This is a genomic window from Duganella sp. SG902, assembly GCF_013376005.1.
GTDB lineage: Bacteria > Pseudomonadota > Gammaproteobacteria > Burkholderiales > Burkholderiaceae_D > Rugamonas.
In genome coordinates this window covers 182,850-200,093 of record NZ_JABMJK010000003.1, presented here as the reverse complement: position 1 = coordinate 200,093, position 17,244 = coordinate 182,850, and the positions used below count along the sequence as shown (strand labels likewise).

At 67.0% G+C, this 17,244-nt stretch carries 13 protein-coding genes; 10 read left to right on the top strand and 3 right to left on the bottom strand.

What is annotated here, in order from left to right:
- Positions 1-58: 58 nt before the first annotated feature.
- Positions 59-3,247 carry a DUF6701 domain-containing protein gene (locus tag FHW83_RS07560; RefSeq protein WP_176645756.1) on the bottom strand — a complete coding sequence of 1,063 codons (3,189 nt, stop codon included), beginning with the start codon at positions 3,245-3,247 and terminating at the stop codon, positions 59-61.
- Positions 3,248-3,311: 64 nt separating this feature from the next.
- On the bottom strand, positions 3,312-4,919 hold the full coding sequence (locus tag FHW83_RS07555; protein ID WP_176645755.1) for a M28 family peptidase: 1,608 nt from the start codon (positions 4,917-4,919) through the stop codon (positions 3,312-3,314).
- A gap of 66 nt (positions 4,920-4,985) precedes the next feature.
- Between FHW83_RS07555 and FHW83_RS07550 the strand changes: the two genes are divergently transcribed.
- The 3 genes from FHW83_RS07550 (at position 4,986) to FHW83_RS07540 (ending at position 6,442) form a co-directional block, all read left to right on the top strand.
- On the top strand, positions 4,986-5,789 hold the full coding sequence (locus FHW83_RS07550) for an SDR family oxidoreductase (protein WP_176645754.1): 804 nt from the start codon (positions 4,986-4,988) through the stop codon (positions 5,787-5,789).
- A 106-nt stretch (positions 5,790-5,895) separates the two neighbouring features.
- Complete coding sequence (locus tag FHW83_RS07545; RefSeq protein WP_176645753.1) at positions 5,896-6,126, top strand: hypothetical protein; 231 nt, start codon at positions 5,896-5,898, stop codon at positions 6,124-6,126.
- A gap of 46 nt (positions 6,127-6,172) precedes the next feature.
- Positions 6,173-6,442: a hypothetical protein gene (locus FHW83_RS07540; RefSeq protein WP_176645752.1), complete on the top strand. Its 270-nt coding sequence runs from the start codon at positions 6,173-6,175 to the stop codon at positions 6,440-6,442.
- 102 nt (positions 6,443-6,544) lie between these two features.
- Here FHW83_RS07540 and FHW83_RS07535 read toward each other — a convergent pair whose 3' ends face one another.
- A complete protein-coding gene (locus tag FHW83_RS07535; RefSeq protein ID WP_176645751.1) occupies positions 6,545-7,528 on the bottom strand; it encodes an alpha/beta fold hydrolase in 984 nt (327 codons plus the stop codon).
- Positions 7,529-7,660: 132 nt separating this feature from the next.
- Between FHW83_RS07535 and FHW83_RS07530 the strand changes: the two genes are divergently transcribed.
- From FHW83_RS07530 to FHW83_RS07500, 7 genes are all read left to right on the top strand, one after another.
- On the top strand, positions 7,661-9,820 hold the full coding sequence (locus tag FHW83_RS07530; protein WP_176645750.1) for a DEAD/DEAH box helicase: 2,160 nt from the start codon (positions 7,661-7,663) through the stop codon (positions 9,818-9,820).
- 226 nt (positions 9,821-10,046) lie between these two features.
- Positions 10,047-10,193 carry a hypothetical protein gene (locus FHW83_RS07525; RefSeq protein WP_176645749.1) on the top strand — a complete coding sequence of 49 codons (147 nt, stop codon included), beginning with the start codon at positions 10,047-10,049 and terminating at the stop codon, positions 10,191-10,193.
- On the top strand, positions 10,193-12,019 hold the full coding sequence (locus FHW83_RS07520; RefSeq protein WP_176645748.1) for a Mu transposase C-terminal domain-containing protein: 1,827 nt from the start codon (positions 10,193-10,195) through the stop codon (positions 12,017-12,019). The genes FHW83_RS07525 and FHW83_RS07520 overlap by 1 nt, the downstream gene beginning before the upstream one ends.
- 128 nt (positions 12,020-12,147) lie before the next feature.
- Positions 12,148-13,800 (top strand): flavin monoamine oxidase family protein, encoded by a 1,653-nt coding sequence (locus tag FHW83_RS07515; RefSeq protein ID WP_308936741.1) that lies wholly within the window; start codon positions 12,148-12,150, stop codon positions 13,798-13,800.
- Positions 13,797-14,210 carry a cytochrome c gene (locus FHW83_RS07510; RefSeq protein ID WP_176645746.1) on the top strand — a complete coding sequence of 138 codons (414 nt, stop codon included), beginning with the start codon at positions 13,797-13,799 and terminating at the stop codon, positions 14,208-14,210. The genes FHW83_RS07515 and FHW83_RS07510 overlap by 4 nt, the downstream gene beginning before the upstream one ends.
- Positions 14,211-14,224: 14 nt before the next feature.
- Positions 14,225-14,734, top strand: coding sequence for a RidA family protein (locus tag FHW83_RS07505; RefSeq protein WP_176645745.1), 510 nt, complete (start codon positions 14,225-14,227; stop codon positions 14,732-14,734).
- A gap of 60 nt (positions 14,735-14,794) precedes the next feature.
- Complete coding sequence (locus tag FHW83_RS07500) at positions 14,795-17,236, top strand: TonB-dependent siderophore receptor (RefSeq protein WP_176645744.1); 2,442 nt, start codon at positions 14,795-14,797, stop codon at positions 17,234-17,236.
- The last annotated feature ends 8 nt before the right edge of the window (positions 17,237-17,244 follow it).

Below are 17,244 nucleotides of genomic sequence, written 5' to 3'. Positions count from 1 at the left end.
GGTCGATGGTTGAGAAAGCGGCCATCGTACCCCGTTTCGCGCGCCCTTGCAGCGCCGCTCAGTTATACACCTCGCGCCGGTAGACCACCGGGCCGGAGCGGTAGACGCCGAAGGTTTCGCGGCCGGTGGTGCTGGGCAGGTAGTCGATATGGTTGGTCGGCGCGGCGGGGAGCGGCGGCGTGATGGACAGCTTGACGTCGGCCGAGCCGATGCCGGTGAACGGCGAGGGCGAACTGGGCGGCGCGATGCGGAAGGTGCCCCTGCCGTTCTTCAAAACCAGCGGGGCGGAAGGATTGACGAGGGTGAGCGGGCGGCAGTTGCCGCGGTCGTCCAGTTTTTTCTGGCAGTTGCTGTAGTTGAATATCGTCCCGAGTGCGCCATTGCCCGCGCCCTGCTCCTGGGCGTTGAACACATAGCCGCCCGGCATGTAGTACTGCGCGTAGACCTGCACCGGCAGCGGCCTGTCGGGCGAACCGTTGCTGTTGGCGACCAGCAGGCGGCCGCTCACCACGGTCAGGGGCGCCTCCACCGAGCTGGGCGCGTCCGCCGGGTCGCTGTCCGGCGCGCGCCGGGAGCTGACGTTGTCCGCGTCTATCGCGCGCAGATAAATGGTGGCCGGCGCGATGTCGGCGGCCGGGTAGGCGGAGCTGAAACTGAAGGCCGGCAGGTTGGGGCCGATGGGACCGGGGTTCGCCAGCGCGCCGACGCCTTTGGTGAAGCTGTAGCGTGTCGGCGTGGCGCCGTTGGTCTCGCCGCCCCAGCCAAGGGTGCCCGCGGCCGCCTTGGCCGGTGCGCCGCCCTTGACGGCCATGGCGCGCAGCTCGATTTTCCTGGCCAGCGAGCCGGCGTAATTGAGCGTGGGCGCGTTGGCGCCGTTATAGGCGAGCACCTTGACGAAAAACGGTTGCCGCGAGTTGATGAAGCTGTCGCCGGCGCCGGCGGCGCAGGGCTTGACGCTGGCCTGCGCGCAGCTCATGGTGCGGCCGAGTACGATGTTGGGGGCGATGGCGTTGATCTCGTCATTGGTCAACAACACCGTGTCGAAGTGGTCCGGGACGAAGCGGCTCACGTATTGCTGGCCCTTGGTCTGGAATATGGCAAGCTGGGTGCCCATGTAATAAGTGTCGACCAGCTCGGCCTTCAGGGTGAGATAGCCGACGTCGCTGAACGAGGCGGCGGCGCTGCTTTTGCCAGCGACGTCGAACGGGGCGAAGGCGCCCACCGTCAGCTGGCCATTGGCGCCGGCGTCGGCCGGATTATTCATCGTCCAGCCGATCTTCACCTTGGTCGGATTGCTTTCCTTGCCGAAGTTCCTGCTGACCACGTTCTGGCTGTTGACGGCGGAAATGCTCAGCGAGAATGGCTCGCTGGCCTTGGCGAACCTGGTGGCGGGCGCCGTGGCGACTTCGTTGGGAATGCTGACGCCGGCCGCGTTGGTGGCGGTGATCAGCAGCCTGGCCGGCGCCGCGATGAACGCGCCGTTGCCGGTGGCTAAAAAGCCCGCGGTGCTCAGGCTGGCGTCCAGCCCCACCTTGCCCACCTCGGCATACTCCAGCGGCACGCTGGCGACCCCGGCGCTGTTGAAGCTGAACGGCACGCTGACCGCGTTGCCGGCGCTGCCATTGCCGCAGGTGGCGGAGGCCGCGCCCATCTTCACCGGCGTCGCGACGGCGTTGACCGGGTCGCTGTAGGCGCACGCCATGTTGACGTTGAGCGTCTTGTCCTGCACCAGCGGCACGCAGCTGGGATAACCATCCTGCGCTTTTTTGGCCTCGATGGTGACCTGGGCGCCGGACGTCATCGCAACGTGGTAGCTGGCGGTGACGACCAGCCCCTCTTTCTTGAACACCATCTCGCACGCCGGGCCAGCGCCGCTGTTGACACAGGTGGTGGCGCCGTTGACGCCGGTGGCGCTGGCCGACAGCGTGTAGGGGTTGGGCACACTGGCCTCCACCGTGGCCGCGCTGTTGACGCCGCCGCTGACCTTGAAGGTCTTGCCGCCCGGCTGCAGGGTGACGTCGACGTCGCTGGTGTAGTGGGGCGCGGTGCAGTTGGCGTTGGCGCAGGCGGTGACGGTGACGGTCTGCGGCTGGCAGGTCAGGCCGACGCCGTTGTGGTTGATCTGGAAGTGGTGCGGCGCGCCGCCGCTGGCGGCGCCGCAGCGCGGCGTGTACGCGTAGTACTGCGGCTTGCTGACGCAGCTGCACGGCTCCGTGCCGTTGAGGGCGCCGGTGCAGGTGATGGTGCCGGTCACGCTGTTGTTCCAGTCGATGTAAATCGCGTTCACCGCCGCGTTGCCGTTGATGACCGCGCTGCCGGAATGGGTGGTGACGTTGCGCGCCTTGAGGTCGCCGTTGATGGTGCTGCCCGATTCCATGTCGACGTCGCCGCTGACGGTGACGGCGCCGTTGATGACCGCGCCCGAGGCGTTCATGTTCAGGGTGGCGGCCTTGACGATGCCGTTGACGGTGTTGCCGCTGCCGATCTCCAGCGTGCCGGTGGTGGTGATGTCGCCCTTGACGGTGGAGTTGGACGCGTTCAGCGTGACCTTGGGCGAGCTGATGTTGCCGGTGACCGAGCTGCCCGACGCCAGCGTGAAGGCCACGCTGGCGTTGATCGCGCCGTTGAGCGTGACCGGCGAGGTGGTGGTGATGGTGGTGCCGCTGATGCCGCCGCCGACGGTCAGGCCGGAGCCGATCGCCACCGTGGTGGCCGAGGTGATCGAGCCGCCGATGGTGCCGGGCGAGCCGGTCCTGACCGAGCCGGCGCTGAGGTCGCCGTTGATCTTGATGGCCGAGCCCAGGTCGGCCAGGCCGCTGACGCTGACCGAGCCGGTGATGGTGTTGCCGGAACCGGTGTCGATGCTGGCGGCGTTGACCGAACCGTTGATGGTGGTGCTGGAGCCGAGCACGAAGCTGCCGCCGGCGCTCAGGGTGGCGCCGCCGGTGCTGACGTTGCTGGGGTTGATGTTGGACAGGTTGATGCTGCCGCCGCTTTGCAGCGCGGCCGTGCCGCTCATGGTCAGGCCCTGGTGGTAGCTGGGCGTGAAGTTGCCGCTGACCACCACCGTGTAGCCGCTGGCGATCACCGCGAAGTCGGTGGCGCCGAGCGGGATGCTGGCGCAGCTATAGGTGTTGCCGCTGAGCGTGCAGCCGCCGACGGCGCCGCCGTTGAAGTTGACGTTGGCCGCCGCCGCGGCGCCGGTCAACATGAGCAAAACGATAAGCCACACGGATTTGAGTTTCATGGTTCACCTGAACATGTCTGCCTGAATTATAGGCGGACCCGCTCAGTTTCCGTGTGGTACTTTTTTAACGTTTGACCTTGCCGAACGGATCGCCGGCCTTCCAGCTTTGCATTTTCGGCGCGTTGGCCACCTCGTAGCCGAGGTTGAGCGTGAATTGCGCCTGCTGCACCATGCCCGACAGGTCCCAGTCGGCGTGGTACTGGTCGGACGGCTGGTGGTAATCTTGTTTAAATGCCACCAGGCGCGCGCGCGACTTTTCCTGGTCCTGGACGAAGTCGAAGTAGCCGTCGCCCGAGAACACCGCCGAGCCGACGTTGAACGCCGGCACGCCGGCCTTGGCGAAGCTGAAGTGGTCGGCGCGGAAGTAGGCGCCGGACAGGTCGGGGATGGCCGGCGCCAGCCTCAGGCCCATCCTCTTCGCCACCACCTCGGCCGCCGCGTACAGGCTGCTGCGCTCGGCGCCGGCGACGCCGATGTCGCGCGTCCTGCCGACGAAGTTCATCGAATCGAGGTTGAGGTCGGCCGTGGTCTTATCGAGCGGCCAGGCCGGATTGCGCATGTAGGCGGTGCTGCCGAGGAAGCCGGTCTCCTCGCCGGCCGGCCACAGGAACACCTGCGCGCGCTTGGCCGGGTGCCGCACGGCCGCCTGCGCCATGGCCAGCAGCGCGGCCACGCCGGAGCCGTTGTCGATGGCGCCGTTCCAGATATTGTCGCCCTGCTTGTTCTCGTCGATGCCCAGGTGGTCCCAGTGGGCCGAGTACACCACGGCCTCCGATTTCAGCCTGGGGTCGGTGCCGGGCACGATGCCGACCACGTTGTACTGCTCGATCTGGCGGATCTTGCTTTTCAGCTCGGCGTGCATCCTGAGCTTGAGGTCGACCGGGCGGAAGTCGCGCCGCTCGGCCTGCGCGCGCAGGGTGTCGAGGTCGAAGCCGCCGGCGGCGAACAGCGCGCGCGCGGTGTCCTCCTGCAGCCAGCCTTCCAGCGGATTGCCGCTGCCGGCCAGGTGGAAGCGCTCGTGCGAGAAGCTGGTGGCCGGCACGCTCCAGCCGTAGGAGGCGGACGGCGTGGTGTGGATCAGCAGCGCCCCGGCCGCGCCCTGGCGCAGCGCCTCCTCGTACTTGTACATCCAGCGGCCATAGTAGGTGTAGGCCTTGCCGCCGAAGCGGTTCGGCTCCTCGGCGGTCGGCTGCGGATCGTTGACCATCATGACCAGGATCTTGCCCTTCACGTCCACGCCCTTGTAGTCGTCCCACTTCTCCTCCGGCGCCACCGCGCCGTAGCCGACGAACACCAGCGGCGCGTCGATGGCGATGTCCTCCTTGCCGCCCATGGTGCCGATCAGGATCTCGGTGCCGGTGGCCGGGGTGAGGATCTTGCCGCTGTCCGAGGTGAAGCGCGCGAAGCTGCCCGGCAGCAGCTTGCTGCCCTCGGCCTTGACCAGCTGGCGATAGCCGCCGTCGGCCAGCGGCTTGAGGCCCAGCACGGCGGCCTGCGTCTCCAGGTAGCGCACCGTCAGGTCGCCGCCGCGCTGGCCGGTGCCGCGGCCCTCGAACAAATCGTCGGCCAGCAGGGACAGGTGGGCGCGCAGCGGCGCCTCGGCCACGACCGGTTGCTGGGCGTGGGCTTGCAGGGTGAGGCCGACGGCGAGGGCGATCAGCGGAAGACGCATATTGACTCCATGGTGTGGTGCGGAAGGCGGTAATCTTACTGTAAATCGACCCAACAAAGGAGACCTATGAAAACCATCATCATCACCGGCGCATCGGACGGCATCGGCGCGGAGATCGCGCGGCAGCTGGCGCGCCGGCATGGCGCCGGCGTGGCGCTGGTGCTGGCGGCGCGCAACGCGGCCATGCTGGAGCAGGTGGCGGCGCAGTGCACGGCGTCCGGCGCGCGGACGCTGGTGGCGCCGACCGACGTGTCGCAGCAGGCGCAGTGCGTGGCCCTGATCGAGGCCTGCGTGCGGCGCTTCGGGCGCGTCGACGCGCTGGTGAACAACGCCGGCCGCTCGGCGCACGCGCTGTTCGAGGAGGTGGCGGACCTGGCGTGGTACGAGGAGCTGATGCGGATTAATTTGTGGGGCAGCGTGTGGTGCACGCACGCGGCGCTGCCGTATCTGAAGTCGGCGCGCGGCGGCATCGTGGCGGTGTCCTCGCTGGCGGGGCTGGTGGGCGTGCCGGGACGGACGGCGTACAGCGCCACCAAGTTCGCCATGGCCGGCTTCTTCGAGGCGCTGCGCGTCGAGCTGCGGCCGCATGGCGTGAGCGTGACCACGGCCTATCCGGGCGTGGTGGCGACCCGGATCCGCCATCGCGGCTTCAACGCGGCCGGCGGGACGCTGGGCAGCAGCGGCCTGAAGGAAGACAAGGCCATGCCGGTGGAGGAGTGCGCGGCGCTGATCGTGGACGGCATGGAGGCGCGCCGGCGCGAGGTGGTGATGTCGGCCAAGGGCAAGCTGGGACGCTGGCTGAAACTGATCGCGCCGGGCCTGGTGGAGAAGATGGCGCTGGCGGCGCTCAAGGACGACGTGAAACCTTGATTGTAAGCATTTGTAATACCCGTCAACTCAGCTGCAACGGGCCGCGTTTTTTGCTCATGCGACACGGGAATTGTCCCGATGCCGAAACCCCGAAAAGGAAAACATCATGACTAAAGTAATCGCTTCTCTGATCGCCGGCCTGTTCGCAACCGCAGCTTTCGCTCAAACGCCCGCGACGACTCCCGCCGCGCCTGAAACCAAGCCCGCGGTGGAGAAAACCGAAGCGAAACCAGCCGCTAAAAAGAAAGTCCACAAGGTCAAAGAATCCAAAACCGCGGAAGCCGCACCGGCCGCCGCGGCCAATCCAGCAGTGGCCGCCGCACCGGCAGCCAAGTAATTAACGATATAAACCGTATAAATTAATCATACTAAAGGACTGAATCATGAAAAAAGTAATCGCCACCCTGATCGCCGGCCTGTTCGCTTCCGCTGCTTTCGCCCAGGCCCCGGCCGCTTCGGCATCCGCCTCGGCCGCCGCCTCGACTCCGGCCGCTTCGACCCCGGCCGCCTCGGCGCCCGCCGCTTCGGCGCCAGCCAAGAAGGCCACGCACAAGAAGGCCCACAAGGCCAGCGCTTCGGCTTCGGCCTCCGCCTCGGCGCCTGCCGCCTCGACCCCGGCGCCGGCGGCCTCGGCTCCAGCGGCCAGCAAATAAGCACCGAAGCAAGCAGCCCTAGCGCCTGACGTGCCGCCCCGGACCCTCCGGGCTTGGGCGGCGCAAGAGAGAAGACGGATTCCAACTCCGTCTTCTCTGCGTTTACCGATTCAGTTCCTCCAGCAGCGCGCGATGGAAGGCCGCCGGGTCTTCCATCTGCGGCGCGTGCCCCATGCCCTTGAACTCCACCAGCCGCGCCTGCGGGATTTTCCTGGCGGCCTCCTTGCCCAGCACGTCGTAGCGGCCGATGCGGGCCTTGACGTCCGGCGGCGCCGCGTCCTTGCCGATGGCGGTGGTGTCGGCGTCGCCGATCAGCAGCGTGGTCGGCACTTTCAGCAGCGGGAATTCGTAGACCACCGGCTGGGTCAGGATCATGTCGTAGATCAGCGCCGAATTCCACGCCACCAGTTTCTTGCCCGGACCGTTATTGAGGCCGGCCAGCATGTCGACCCATTTCTCGTATTCCGGCTTCCAGTTGCCGCCGTAGTAGGTGGCGCGCTCGTACGCGCGCACGCTGTCGGCCGACAGCTTCAGCTCGCGCGCGTACCACTGGTCGACGCTGATCGGCGGCACGCCCAGCGCTTTCCAGTCTTCCAGCCCGATCGGGTTGACCATCACCAGCCGCGCCACCGCGTCCGGGTACATCAGCGCGTAGCGCGCGGCCAGCATGCCGCCGGTGGAGTGGCCGATCACGATGGCCTGCCCCACGCCGAGGTGCTTGAGCAGGGCGTTGGTGTTGGCGGCCAGCTGCTGGAAGCTGTACTGGTAATGCTCGGGCTTGGACGAGGCGCAAAATCCGACCTGGTCCGGCGCCACCACGCGGTAGCCGGCCTTGGTCAGCGCGGCGATGGTCTGCTCCCAGGTCGCGCCGCAGAAGTTCTTGCCGTGCAGGAGGACGGCGGTCTTGCCGTTGGCCGCGGCGGCCGGCGCCACGTCCATATAGGCCATCTCCAGGTTCACGCCCTGGGAGGCGAAACTGTATTTGTGCAGCGGGTGCGGGTAGGGGAAGCCCTCGAGCTGGGGGCCGTAGGTGGCGGCCGAGGCCGGGCCGGCGAGGAGGAGGGCGGCGAGCAGGGGACGAATCATGGAAAACTCCTGAAAAGCGTGCATTTGGAGGTTAATTCTTGCAAAAAAAAGCTGAATCCGCCCAGACAGAGTAAACTACGCACAAATTTCTTTCGCAATTAGGCGATTCGAACAATTTTTGTGAGTGACGCCATGTCTGCATCCCCAGTATCCCCAATTGCCCTTTTTTCCGACCTCGATCTCGGCGCGCCGCTGTTAAAGGCGCTGAATGAGGTCGGCTATGAGTCGCCGTCGCCGATCCAGGCCGCGACCATCCCGCTGCTGCTGAACAACCAGGACGTGCTGGGCCAGGCCCAGACCGGCACCGGCAAGACCGCCGCCTTCGCGCTGCCCATCCTGGCGCGCATCGATATCAAACAAACCACCCCGCAGGCGCTGGTGCTGGCGCCGACCCGCGAGCTGGCCATCCAGGTGGCCGAGGCGTTCCAGACCTATGCCGCCCACATTCCGGGCTTCCACGTGCTGCCGATCTACGGCGGCCAGAGCTACGGGCCGCAGCTGTCGGCCCTGCGCCGCGGCGTGCACGTGGTGGTCGGCACTCCCGGCCGCGTGATCGATCACCTCGACAAAGGCTCGCTCGACCTGTCCAGACTGAAAACGCTGGTGCTGGACGAGGCCGACGAGATGCTGCGCATGGGCTTCATCGACGACGTCGAGCGCATCCTGCAGGAGACGCCGGAGTCGCGCCAGACCACGCTGTTCTCGGCCACCATGCCCCCGGCCATCCGCCGCATCGCCAACACCTATCTGCGCCATCCGAAGGAAATCACGGTGGCCGCCAAGACCGGCACCAACGAGAACATCCGCCAGCGCTACTGGCTGGTGTCCGGCATGCACAAGCTGGACGCGCTGACCCGCATCCTGGAGGCCGAGAATTTCGACGGCATGATCATCTTCTCGCGCACCAAGCTGGGCACCGAGGAGCTGGCGCAGAAGCTGCAGGCGCGCGGCTTCTCGGCCGCCGCCATCAACGGCGACATCCAGCAGGCGCAGCGCGAGCGCACGGTGCAGATGCTCAAGGACGGCAAGATCGACATCCTGGTGGCGACCGACGTCGCCGCCCGCGGCCTGGACGTGGAGCGCATCTCGCACGTGGTCAACTACGACGTGCCGCACGATCCGGAAAGCTACACCCACCGCATCGGCCGCACCGGCCGCGCCGGCCGCAGCGGCGAGGCGATCCTGTTCATCACGCCGCGCGAGAAAGGCTTGCTGAAGATGATCGAGCGCGCCACCCGCCAGCCGATCGGCCAGCTCGAGCTGCCGACCATCCAGGCGGTGAACGACGTGCGCATCGCCAAGTTCAAGCAGCAGATCACCGACACCCTGGCCGAGGGCGGGCTGGAGCAGTTCCAGTCGCTGATCGAGGATTACGAGCGCGAGCACAATGTGCCGGCGCTGGAGATCGCCGCCGCGCTGGCCAGGCTGGCGCGCGGCGACGTGCCGCTGCTGCTCGACAAGAAGCAGCAGACCCAGTGGGAGGAGCGCCCGGCGCGTCCGGGCTTCGACCGTCCGGAGCGCGGCGAGCGTTTCGGCAAGAAGGAGCGCATTCCGCGCGAATCCGAGCCGGGCATGCGCACCTACCGCATCGAGGTCGGCTACCAGCACGGCGTCAAGCCGGGCAACATCGTCGGCGCCATCGCCAACGAGGGCGGGATCGACTCCAAGAATATCGGCCGCATCGAGATCTTCGACGATTTCACGGTGCTGGACATGCCGGACACCCTGAGCCGCGAGGCGCTGGAGCTGATGGCCGGCATCCGCGTGGCCGGCCAGGCGCTGCGCATCAGCGTCGATGGCGAGGACGCGCCGGCCCCGGCGCCCGCCGCCAGGCCGGCGCGCGCCGAGAAGCCCGCGCGCGCCGAAGCGCCGGCCAAGCCGGCCGGCTCGCCGCTGGAGCGCGCGGTGCGCGCCGCCGTCTCCGAGGTGGAGGAGGCCCCGGCCAAGAAGAAAAAGGAAAAGCCGGGCAAGCTGTCGGTGCCGATGTCGGCGTTCCGGGTCGAGGTGGGCCGCAACAATGAGATCACCCCGGCCAATATCGTCGGCGCCATCGCCAACGAGACCGGGCTGGAGGCCAAGTACATCGGCCGCATCGAGATCTTCGACGACCACAGCATGCTGGAGCTGCCGGACGGCATGCCGGACGATATGTTCCGCAACCTGGGCAAGGTGTGGGTGGGCGGCGCGCAGCTGAAGATCAGCCATGCCGACCGCATGCCGCCGGAATCGGCCAAGCACACGCCGCCGAAGAAACCGGCGCCGGGCGCCAAGCCGAAAGCGAAGAAGTACTGATCACCACGGGGCCGCAAGGCCCCGTGTCATTTTTGCCGCCGTGCACATGGCCGGTGCAAGTCCGGTGCTGCGTTGCACCAAAACGAATCCGCCGCCACCGCCGCGCGCAATGTTGTCCTAGTAGAAGGCCGCTGGCCCGCTTATTGCATATGTGATAGCACAATCGTGATAAGAGGCGGCGGTGGAGCGCCTGGAACCTGGAGACGTTACGCACAGGAGCATGGCAATGACTTCATTCAGGAAGCTGTGGACTACCTTTGTTGATTCGATCAAGCCGCAAATGCTGCGCGAGGCGAATCCCGTCGGCCTGCATTCGATTTACGTCGATACGCGGCCGTTCAACGTGTCTTCCTTCTCCTCGCGGGAGCGCTAATGCTGCTGCGCAACGACCTGCTGCACTACACGCATCCGTCGCCGCGCACCGTCCGCATCCTGTGGATCGCTCCCGAGCAAACCCACGCCTATGTTTTCGACGTGGCCGCCAGCTCGGCGGAAGTGGAGTTGATCCAGCTGTCGGCCGTGCACGCCGACATCCAGGCCGGCCGCGCCAGCGTGCTGCCGGCCGATCCCTACCTGGTGGTGGTCAGCCAGGAGCTGCTGCCGCCCAAGCACCTGCAGCTGCGCGCGCGCGCGTGGGAAATCATCGAGGGGCTGGTGGCGCGTGAGCCGCAGATCTACGAGGCGCGTCTGCGCGGCCCGCTGATCGCGCAGGCCACCGAGCGGCACGCGGTCTCCCACCCCACCATCTACCGCTACCTGCGCCGCTATTGGCAGCGCGGGCAGACGCCCAACGCGCTGCTGCCCGACTACGGCAATTCCGGCGGACGCGGCAAGGTGCGCCAGTCCTCGGCCGGGGTGAAGCGCGGCCGGCCGCGCAAGAACGGCGCGGACACCGGTCCGGGCCTGAACGCGGACGAGGAGATCCGCCGCGTGTTCCGGGTCGCCACGGCCCGCTACGCGGCCACCCAGCCCAAGTTCTCGCGCCTTGGCGCCTACCAGCAGATGCTGGCGGATTTCTTCGTCGAGCGCCGCATCGACGCCGATTCCGGCCGCGTGCTGACCACGCCGTCCGGCCTGTTGAAGGAGGTGCCGACCTTCGGCCAGTTCAACTACTGGCTCGATCATGACGACGACCGCCCGCCCGAGGTGGCGCGCCGCGCGCCGCGCGCGCCGGACGCCGCCCCGCGCGCGGCGCCGCCGGCGCTGGCGGCGTCCGCGCTGCCGCAGGGCCGGCCCGGCGCCGGCTTCTACCTGGACGCGGTGCGCGCCGAGGTGCGGCTGGTGTCGCGCGCCGACCGCAACCAGGCCATCGGCCGCCCGTTGATCTACGTGGTGACCGATGCCTTCAGTCGCATGGTGTGCGGCATCTACGTCGGCATGGGCGAGGCGCAGTGGTCGCAGGCCATGCTGGCCCTGGCCCACTGCGGCGCCGACAAGCAGCAATACAGCCAGCGTTACGGCCGCGCCATCGAGGCCGAACAGTGGCCCTGCCGCCATCTGCCGGAGGCGCTGCTGGCGAACGCCGCGCTGACGCCGGGCTGGAGCGGCGACACGCTGCTGAACAACTTCAACCTGCGCAGCGTGGCGGTGGAGCAGGGGCCGGACGACTGGCGCGCGGTGCTGGAGAAGCGCTTCCGCCTGCTGGCGCCGGGCGTGTCCGGCGCGCCGGGCCGGCTCGACGGCGTGATCGACGTGGAGCAGTTCACGCGCATCGTGATCGACTGCGTCCTGTATTACAACAGCCGCCAGCAGCTGGCGCATGCCGGCAACGCCACGCCGCGCCAGTTGTGGGCGTGGGGCCGCGAGCATCGCGGCGGCGGCCTGAAGATCTATCCCGAGCAGCTGCTGCGCTGCAGCCTGATGCCGGTGGCGCAGGCCAGCGTGACGGCCGAGGGCATCGCCTTGTTCGACAGCCTGTACACCTGCGCCCGCGCCATCAACGAGCGCTGGTTCGAGCGCGCGCGCCTGCGCGGCGCGTGGAGCGTCAAGCTGGCCTACGATCCGGCCAATCTGGACACCGTGTATCTGCTGGACGCGGCGGCGCCGCTGCAGTTCCACGCCTGCCACCTGAGCGACGCCAGTGCCGCGCACCAACATCTGTCGGCGGCCGAAATCGCCCGCCTGCCGCGCACTCAAAAAGCGCTTCCAGGCACGCCCTTACGTAGCACTACGCAGGGCTTGCGCAGCCTGGTCAGCTGAGGCGCGCGTAAATAAAGTCCTTGCGCCCGCGCCGCCGCCGCGGGCGCATGTAAGGACATAGATACAAATACGTGAAACAGGTTTATTTTTTGTTCATGCTGTGGCACGCAGTTTGCTAAAGAGGAACTATGGGAACGCAAGTCGCCCAAGGATCTTTCAGCAGACTGGTGAGGAAGCAGATGGATAGTAAAACAGTAAAACAATATAAATCGTTTAGCTCATTTACGAGGAGGGATTTCCTGTATCGGGCCGCCGCCGTCGGCGGCACCGGATTGCTGTTGAACACCATGAACGCCTGGGGCATGGGGATCGCCTCCACAGCGTCCGAACCGCCAGCGCTGACCGGCGGCGGCAAGGGCAAGAAGGTGCTGATACTGGGCGCCGGCCTGGCCGGCATGACCGCCGCCTTCGAGCTGGAGAAGCTGGGCTACAAGGTGCAGATCCTGGAGGCGCGCGCCTTCGCCGGCGGCCGCTGCCAGACCGCGCGCAAGGGCTTCAGCCTGACCGAGCTGGGCGGCGAGAAGCAGACCTGCGCCTTCGACGAGGGCCACTACATCAATCACGGACCGTGGCGCATTCCGCTGCACCATCAGTCGACGCTGCACTACACCAGGCTGTTCGAGGTGCCGCTGGAGGTGATGATCAACGATAACGACCACGCCTATGTGTACTCGGAAAACGCCGGCCCCCTGGCCGGCAAGCGCCTGCGCATCAAGGAGGTGAAGGCCGACATGCGCGGCCATGTGTCGGAGCTGCTGGCCAAGTCGGTGAAGAACCACGCGCTCGACCAGGAACTGACCGCCGACGACCAGCGCCTGCTGCTGGACTATCTGCAGCACGAGGGCGCGCTGTCGGCCGGCGACCTGCAGTACAAGGGCCGCAACGGCCGCGGCTGGGCCGTCAATCCCGGCGCCGGCGCCAACCCCGGCACGCTGTCCGATCCGCTGGGCTTCAAGGATCTGCTGGCGTCCAAGCTGGGCAACGTCTACAGCGCGGTGCACGACTTCCCGATGCAGGCCACCATGTTCCAGCCGGTGGGCGGCATGGACGCCATCGCCAAGGCGTTCGAAAAACGCGTCGGCCGCAACATCCGCTACAAGGCCGAGGTGCAGACCATCCGCCAGAACGACAAGGGCGTGACGGTGACCTACAAGGACACCGGCAGCAACAAGGTGAGCACCATCAGCGCCGACTATTGCCTGTGCGCGATTCCATTGTCGGTGCTGCGCCAGATCGACACCGACTTCTCGGACAAGTTCAAGCAGGCCGTGGCCACTGTGGCGTACGCGCCGGTGGGCAAGATCGGCCTGCAGATGAAGCGCCGCTTCTGGGAGGAGGATGACCATATCTACGGCGGCCACATCCTGACCGACCTGAAGGGCATCAACACCATCTCGGTGCCGTCGTACGGCTTCCAGAAGAAGAAGGGCGTGCTGCTCGGCTACTACCAGTACCAGACGCAGGCGATCGAGATCAGCGCCCTGTCGCCCAAGGAGCGCGCCGAGTTCGCGCTGGCGGCCGGCCAGAAGATCTTCCCGCAATACACGGAGAACTTCGAGACCTCGTTCTCGGTGGCGTGGCACCGCGTGCAGTACAACCTGGGCGGCTGGGCCGAATGGACCGAGAAGACCCGCGCCGCCGCCTATCCGACGCTGCTGGAAGGCGAGGGCCGCATCCTGCTGGCCGGCGAACACCTGAGCTACCTGACCGGCTGGCAGGCCGGCGCCATCGAATCGGCATGGCAGCAGCTCGCCAAGCTCCATGAAAGGGCCAACGCATGAAGGAAGTCTTGATCAAGGCCGCCATGGCGGTGGTCGCGGCGCTGGCGGCGGCGGCGACGTCGCCGTCGCACGCGCAGGAGTCCGACGGCAAGGCGCTGTTCCTGAAGAACTGCGCGGCATGCCACCAGCCGACCGGCAAGGGCATACCGGGCGCCTTCCCGGCGCTGGCCGGCAGCAAGTTCGTGCAGGGCAAGGGCAGCGAGGTGGCGACCGTGCTGCTCAAGGGGCGCGGCGGCATGCCCGACTTCAGCGAGTCGCTGAGCGACCGCGATATCGCCACCGTGCTGACCTTTGTGCGCTCCAACTGGGGCAACAAGGCCGACGGCCTGAGCGAGGCCGACGTCGGCGCGCTGCGCAGCGCGCTGGGCGTCGACCCGTTCGGCAATTCCGTAATGTCCAACAAACACTGAGAGAGACCATGACGATGAAAAAAGCACTTGCCTCGCTGTTGATCTGCGCCGCCGCCGGCGCCGCCCACGCCGCCCCCAAGGCGGACATCATCCGCCACAAGATTCCCAACTCGGACTTCCCGATCGCGCTGGCGGTGACGGTTCCGCCCACCGCCACCATCCACTTCATCAGCGGCCAGGTGCCGGCGGTGGTCAACAAGGACGCGCCGGGCGATTCGCTGGAGGCCTTCGGCGACACCAAGACGCAGTCCGAGACCGTGCTGAAGAAGATCAAGGAAATCCTGCAGGGCATGAAGCTGGAGATGTCGGACGTGGTGAAGATGCAGGTGTTCCTGGTCGGCGATCCGGCCAAGGGCGGCAAGGCCGACACCAAGGGCTTCATGGAGGCCTACACCCAGTACTTCGGCCCCACCGCCCAGCCCGCCCCGCAGCTCAACCTGCCGGCGCGCGCCGTGGTGCAGGTGGCGGGCCTGAGCAATCCGGGCTGGCTGGTCGAGATCGAAGTGGTCGCGGCCAAGAAATAAGTTTTTGTAGTTTGCGGTTCAGGTCTTACTTTTTCTTTATTCAAAAATGGGGATTTAAATATGCATAAGGCCACACTCAAGATCGGCGTTGCAGCCGTGTTGTCCACGCTGACCTTTGTCGCGCATGCCGAGGATGTTCCGGCGGCGGCCGATGCAAGCGCCACGCCCAACGCGGGAGCGGTGATCGTGACCGGCACCCGTTCGAGCGGCATCAAGGTGGAGAACAGCGCGTCGCCGATCCAGGTGCTCGACGCGGCGTCGCTGCAGCGCACCGGCCAGCCGGACCTGATCCAGGCGCTGGCGCAGAACCTGCCGTCGTTCACCGCGCAGGCCTTCGGCGGCGACACCGCCAACCTGACGCTGTCGGCCCGCCTGCGCGGCCTGAGCCCGAACAACACGCTGGTGCTGGTCAACGGCAAGCGCCGCCACGGCACCTCGAACCTGGCGGTGCTGGGCGGACCTTACCAGGGCGGCGCGGCGGCCGACCTGAACTTCATCCCGGTGTCGGCCATCGACCACATCGAGGTGCTGCAGGACGGCGCGGCCGCGCAGTATGGCTCGGACGCCATCGCCGGCGTGGTCAACATCATCCTCAAGTCGAACAACCATGGCGGCAGCGCCTCGGTCACCGGCGGCGGCTACGTCGACGGCGGCGGCCGCACCCTGGGCGGCTCGGCCAACGTCGGCACCGAGCCCTTCCAGGACGCCTACCTGAGCCTGACCGCGGAATCGAAGTACCACGGCTACAGCGACCGCGGCGGCATCGACCCGCGCGTCGAGAACCCGGCCAACATGGCGGCCTACCCGGGCATGTTCCAGCACCCGGGCTACCCGCACGTCAACCACATCTCCGGCGACGCCCAGTACCACCTGAACATCTTCGCCGCCAACTTCGGCTGGGACTTCGCGCCGGACAGCCAGCTGTACGCGATCGCCACCGCCGGCCGCAAGGAGGCGCGCGCGTTCGAGAACTACCGCCTGCCGAGCCGCCTGCCGAAGATCTACCCGACCGGCTTCTCGCCCAAGGAAACCATGCGCGAGGAGGACACCGCGCTGACCGTCGGCGTCAAGACCAAGGCCGCCGGCTGGAACCTGGACCTGAGCTCCACCTATGGCCGCGACAAGTCGCGCATCGGGGTGGAGGATTCGGGCAACGTCTCGCTGTTCAACGACACCGGCTACACGCCGACCGTGTTCCGCGCCGGCGCCTTCATCGCCAGCCAGCTGACCACCACGCTGGAGGCCAGCAAGGAATTCGACATCGGCTGGGCCAAGCCGCTGAACATCGCCGGCGGCGTCGAGCACCGCATCGACAAGTATGAGATCGAGGCCGGCGACGCGGCGTCGCGCTACAAGGAGGGCTCGCAATCGTATCCGGGCTTCTCGCTGACCGACGCCGGCAGCCACCGCCGCACCAACCAGGCCGCCTACCTCGACTTCGCCGGCAGCCCGGTGGCCGACTGGACGGTGGACCTGGCCGGCCGCTACGAGCACTTCAGCGATTTCGGCAACGCCAAGGTCGGCAAGGTCACCAGCCGCTACGACTTCTCGCCGGCGTTCGCGCTGCGCGGCACGGTGTCCAACGGCTTCCGCGCGCCCACCCTGGCCGAGGAATACTACTCGGCCACCAACGTCGGCCCGACCACCGCCTTCGTGCAGCTGGCGCCGAATTCGGCCGGCGCCAAGCTGGTGGGCGTGGATGGCCTGAAGCCCGAGCGTTCCAACAACGTCTCGCTCGGCCTGGTGCTGAATCCGGCCAACAACGTGGCGATCACGCTGGACCTGTACCAGATCAAGATCAAGGACCGCATCGTCGGCTCGGGCTCGCTGTATGGCTCGGGCGGCGCGGTGAACTCGCCGGCGGTGACGGCGGCGATCAAGGCCAACGGCAATGTGCTCGACAGCACGGTGAGCCAGACCGGCATCAACATCTTCTCGAACGCGGTCAACACCCGCAGCCGCGGCCTGGAGTTCGTGACCACCATCAATTCCAACTACGGTACCGCCGGCAAGGTGGACTGGTCGATCGCGGCCAACTACAACAAGGTCGAGGTCACCAAGATCAACCAGGCGCCGGCCCAGTTGCTGCCGCAGACGCTGCTCGACAAGACCGCCATCTCGGACCTGGAGACCGCCTCGCCGAAGATGCGCGTGAACCTGGGCGCGCTGTGGAAGATCGGCAACTGGACCGTCAACCTGCGCGAGGCGATCTACGGCAAGGCCTCGGAGTACGGCAGCGAGGATGGCTCGGTGTACCACCTGACCGAGATCAAGCCGAAGGCCATCACCGACCTGGAGGTGGGCTACAAGATCAACAACGCGTGGTCGGTGGCGGTGGGGGCGAACAATCTGTTCAACACCTACCCGAACGGCGTGAACCCGGCGCTGCTGGCCGACCAGCGCGCGGCCGGCGACAACGCGGCGGTCCACGTGCTGGCGACCTTCTCGCCGTTCGGCATCAACGGCGGCTACTACTACGCGCGCGCCAACTACAAGTTCTGAGTTTTCTA

Coding starts and splice junctions, on each gene's coding strand:
- FHW83_RS07560 (WP_176645756.1), bottom strand. CDS start 3,247: ATGAAACTCAAATCCGTGTGGCTTATCGTTTTGCTCATGTTGACCGGC.
- FHW83_RS07555 (WP_176645755.1), bottom strand. CDS start 4,919: ATGCGTCTTCCGCTGATCGCCCTCGCCGTCGGCCTCACCCTGCAAGCC.
- FHW83_RS07550 (WP_176645754.1), top strand. CDS start 4,986: ATGAAAACCATCATCATCACCGGCGCATCGGACGGCATCGGCGCGGAG.
- FHW83_RS07545 (WP_176645753.1), top strand. CDS start 5,896: ATGACTAAAGTAATCGCTTCTCTGATCGCCGGCCTGTTCGCAACCGCA.
- FHW83_RS07540 (WP_176645752.1), top strand. CDS start 6,173: ATGAAAAAAGTAATCGCCACCCTGATCGCCGGCCTGTTCGCTTCCGCT.
- FHW83_RS07535 (WP_176645751.1), bottom strand. CDS start 7,528: ATGATTCGTCCCCTGCTCGCCGCCCTCCTCCTCGCCGGCCCGGCCTCG.
- FHW83_RS07530 (WP_176645750.1), top strand. CDS start 7,661: ATGTCTGCATCCCCAGTATCCCCAATTGCCCTTTTTTCCGACCTCGAT.
- FHW83_RS07525 (WP_176645749.1), top strand. CDS start 10,047: ATGACTTCATTCAGGAAGCTGTGGACTACCTTTGTTGATTCGATCAAG.
- FHW83_RS07520 (WP_176645748.1), top strand. CDS start 10,193: ATGCTGCTGCGCAACGACCTGCTGCACTACACGCATCCGTCGCCGCGC.
- FHW83_RS07515 (WP_308936741.1), top strand. CDS start 12,148: ATGGGAACGCAAGTCGCCCAAGGATCTTTCAGCAGACTGGTGAGGAAG.
- FHW83_RS07510 (WP_176645746.1), top strand. CDS start 13,797: ATGAAGGAAGTCTTGATCAAGGCCGCCATGGCGGTGGTCGCGGCGCTG.
- FHW83_RS07505 (WP_176645745.1), top strand. CDS start 14,225: ATGAAAAAAGCACTTGCCTCGCTGTTGATCTGCGCCGCCGCCGGCGCC.
- FHW83_RS07500 (WP_176645744.1), top strand. CDS start 14,795: ATGCATAAGGCCACACTCAAGATCGGCGTTGCAGCCGTGTTGTCCACG.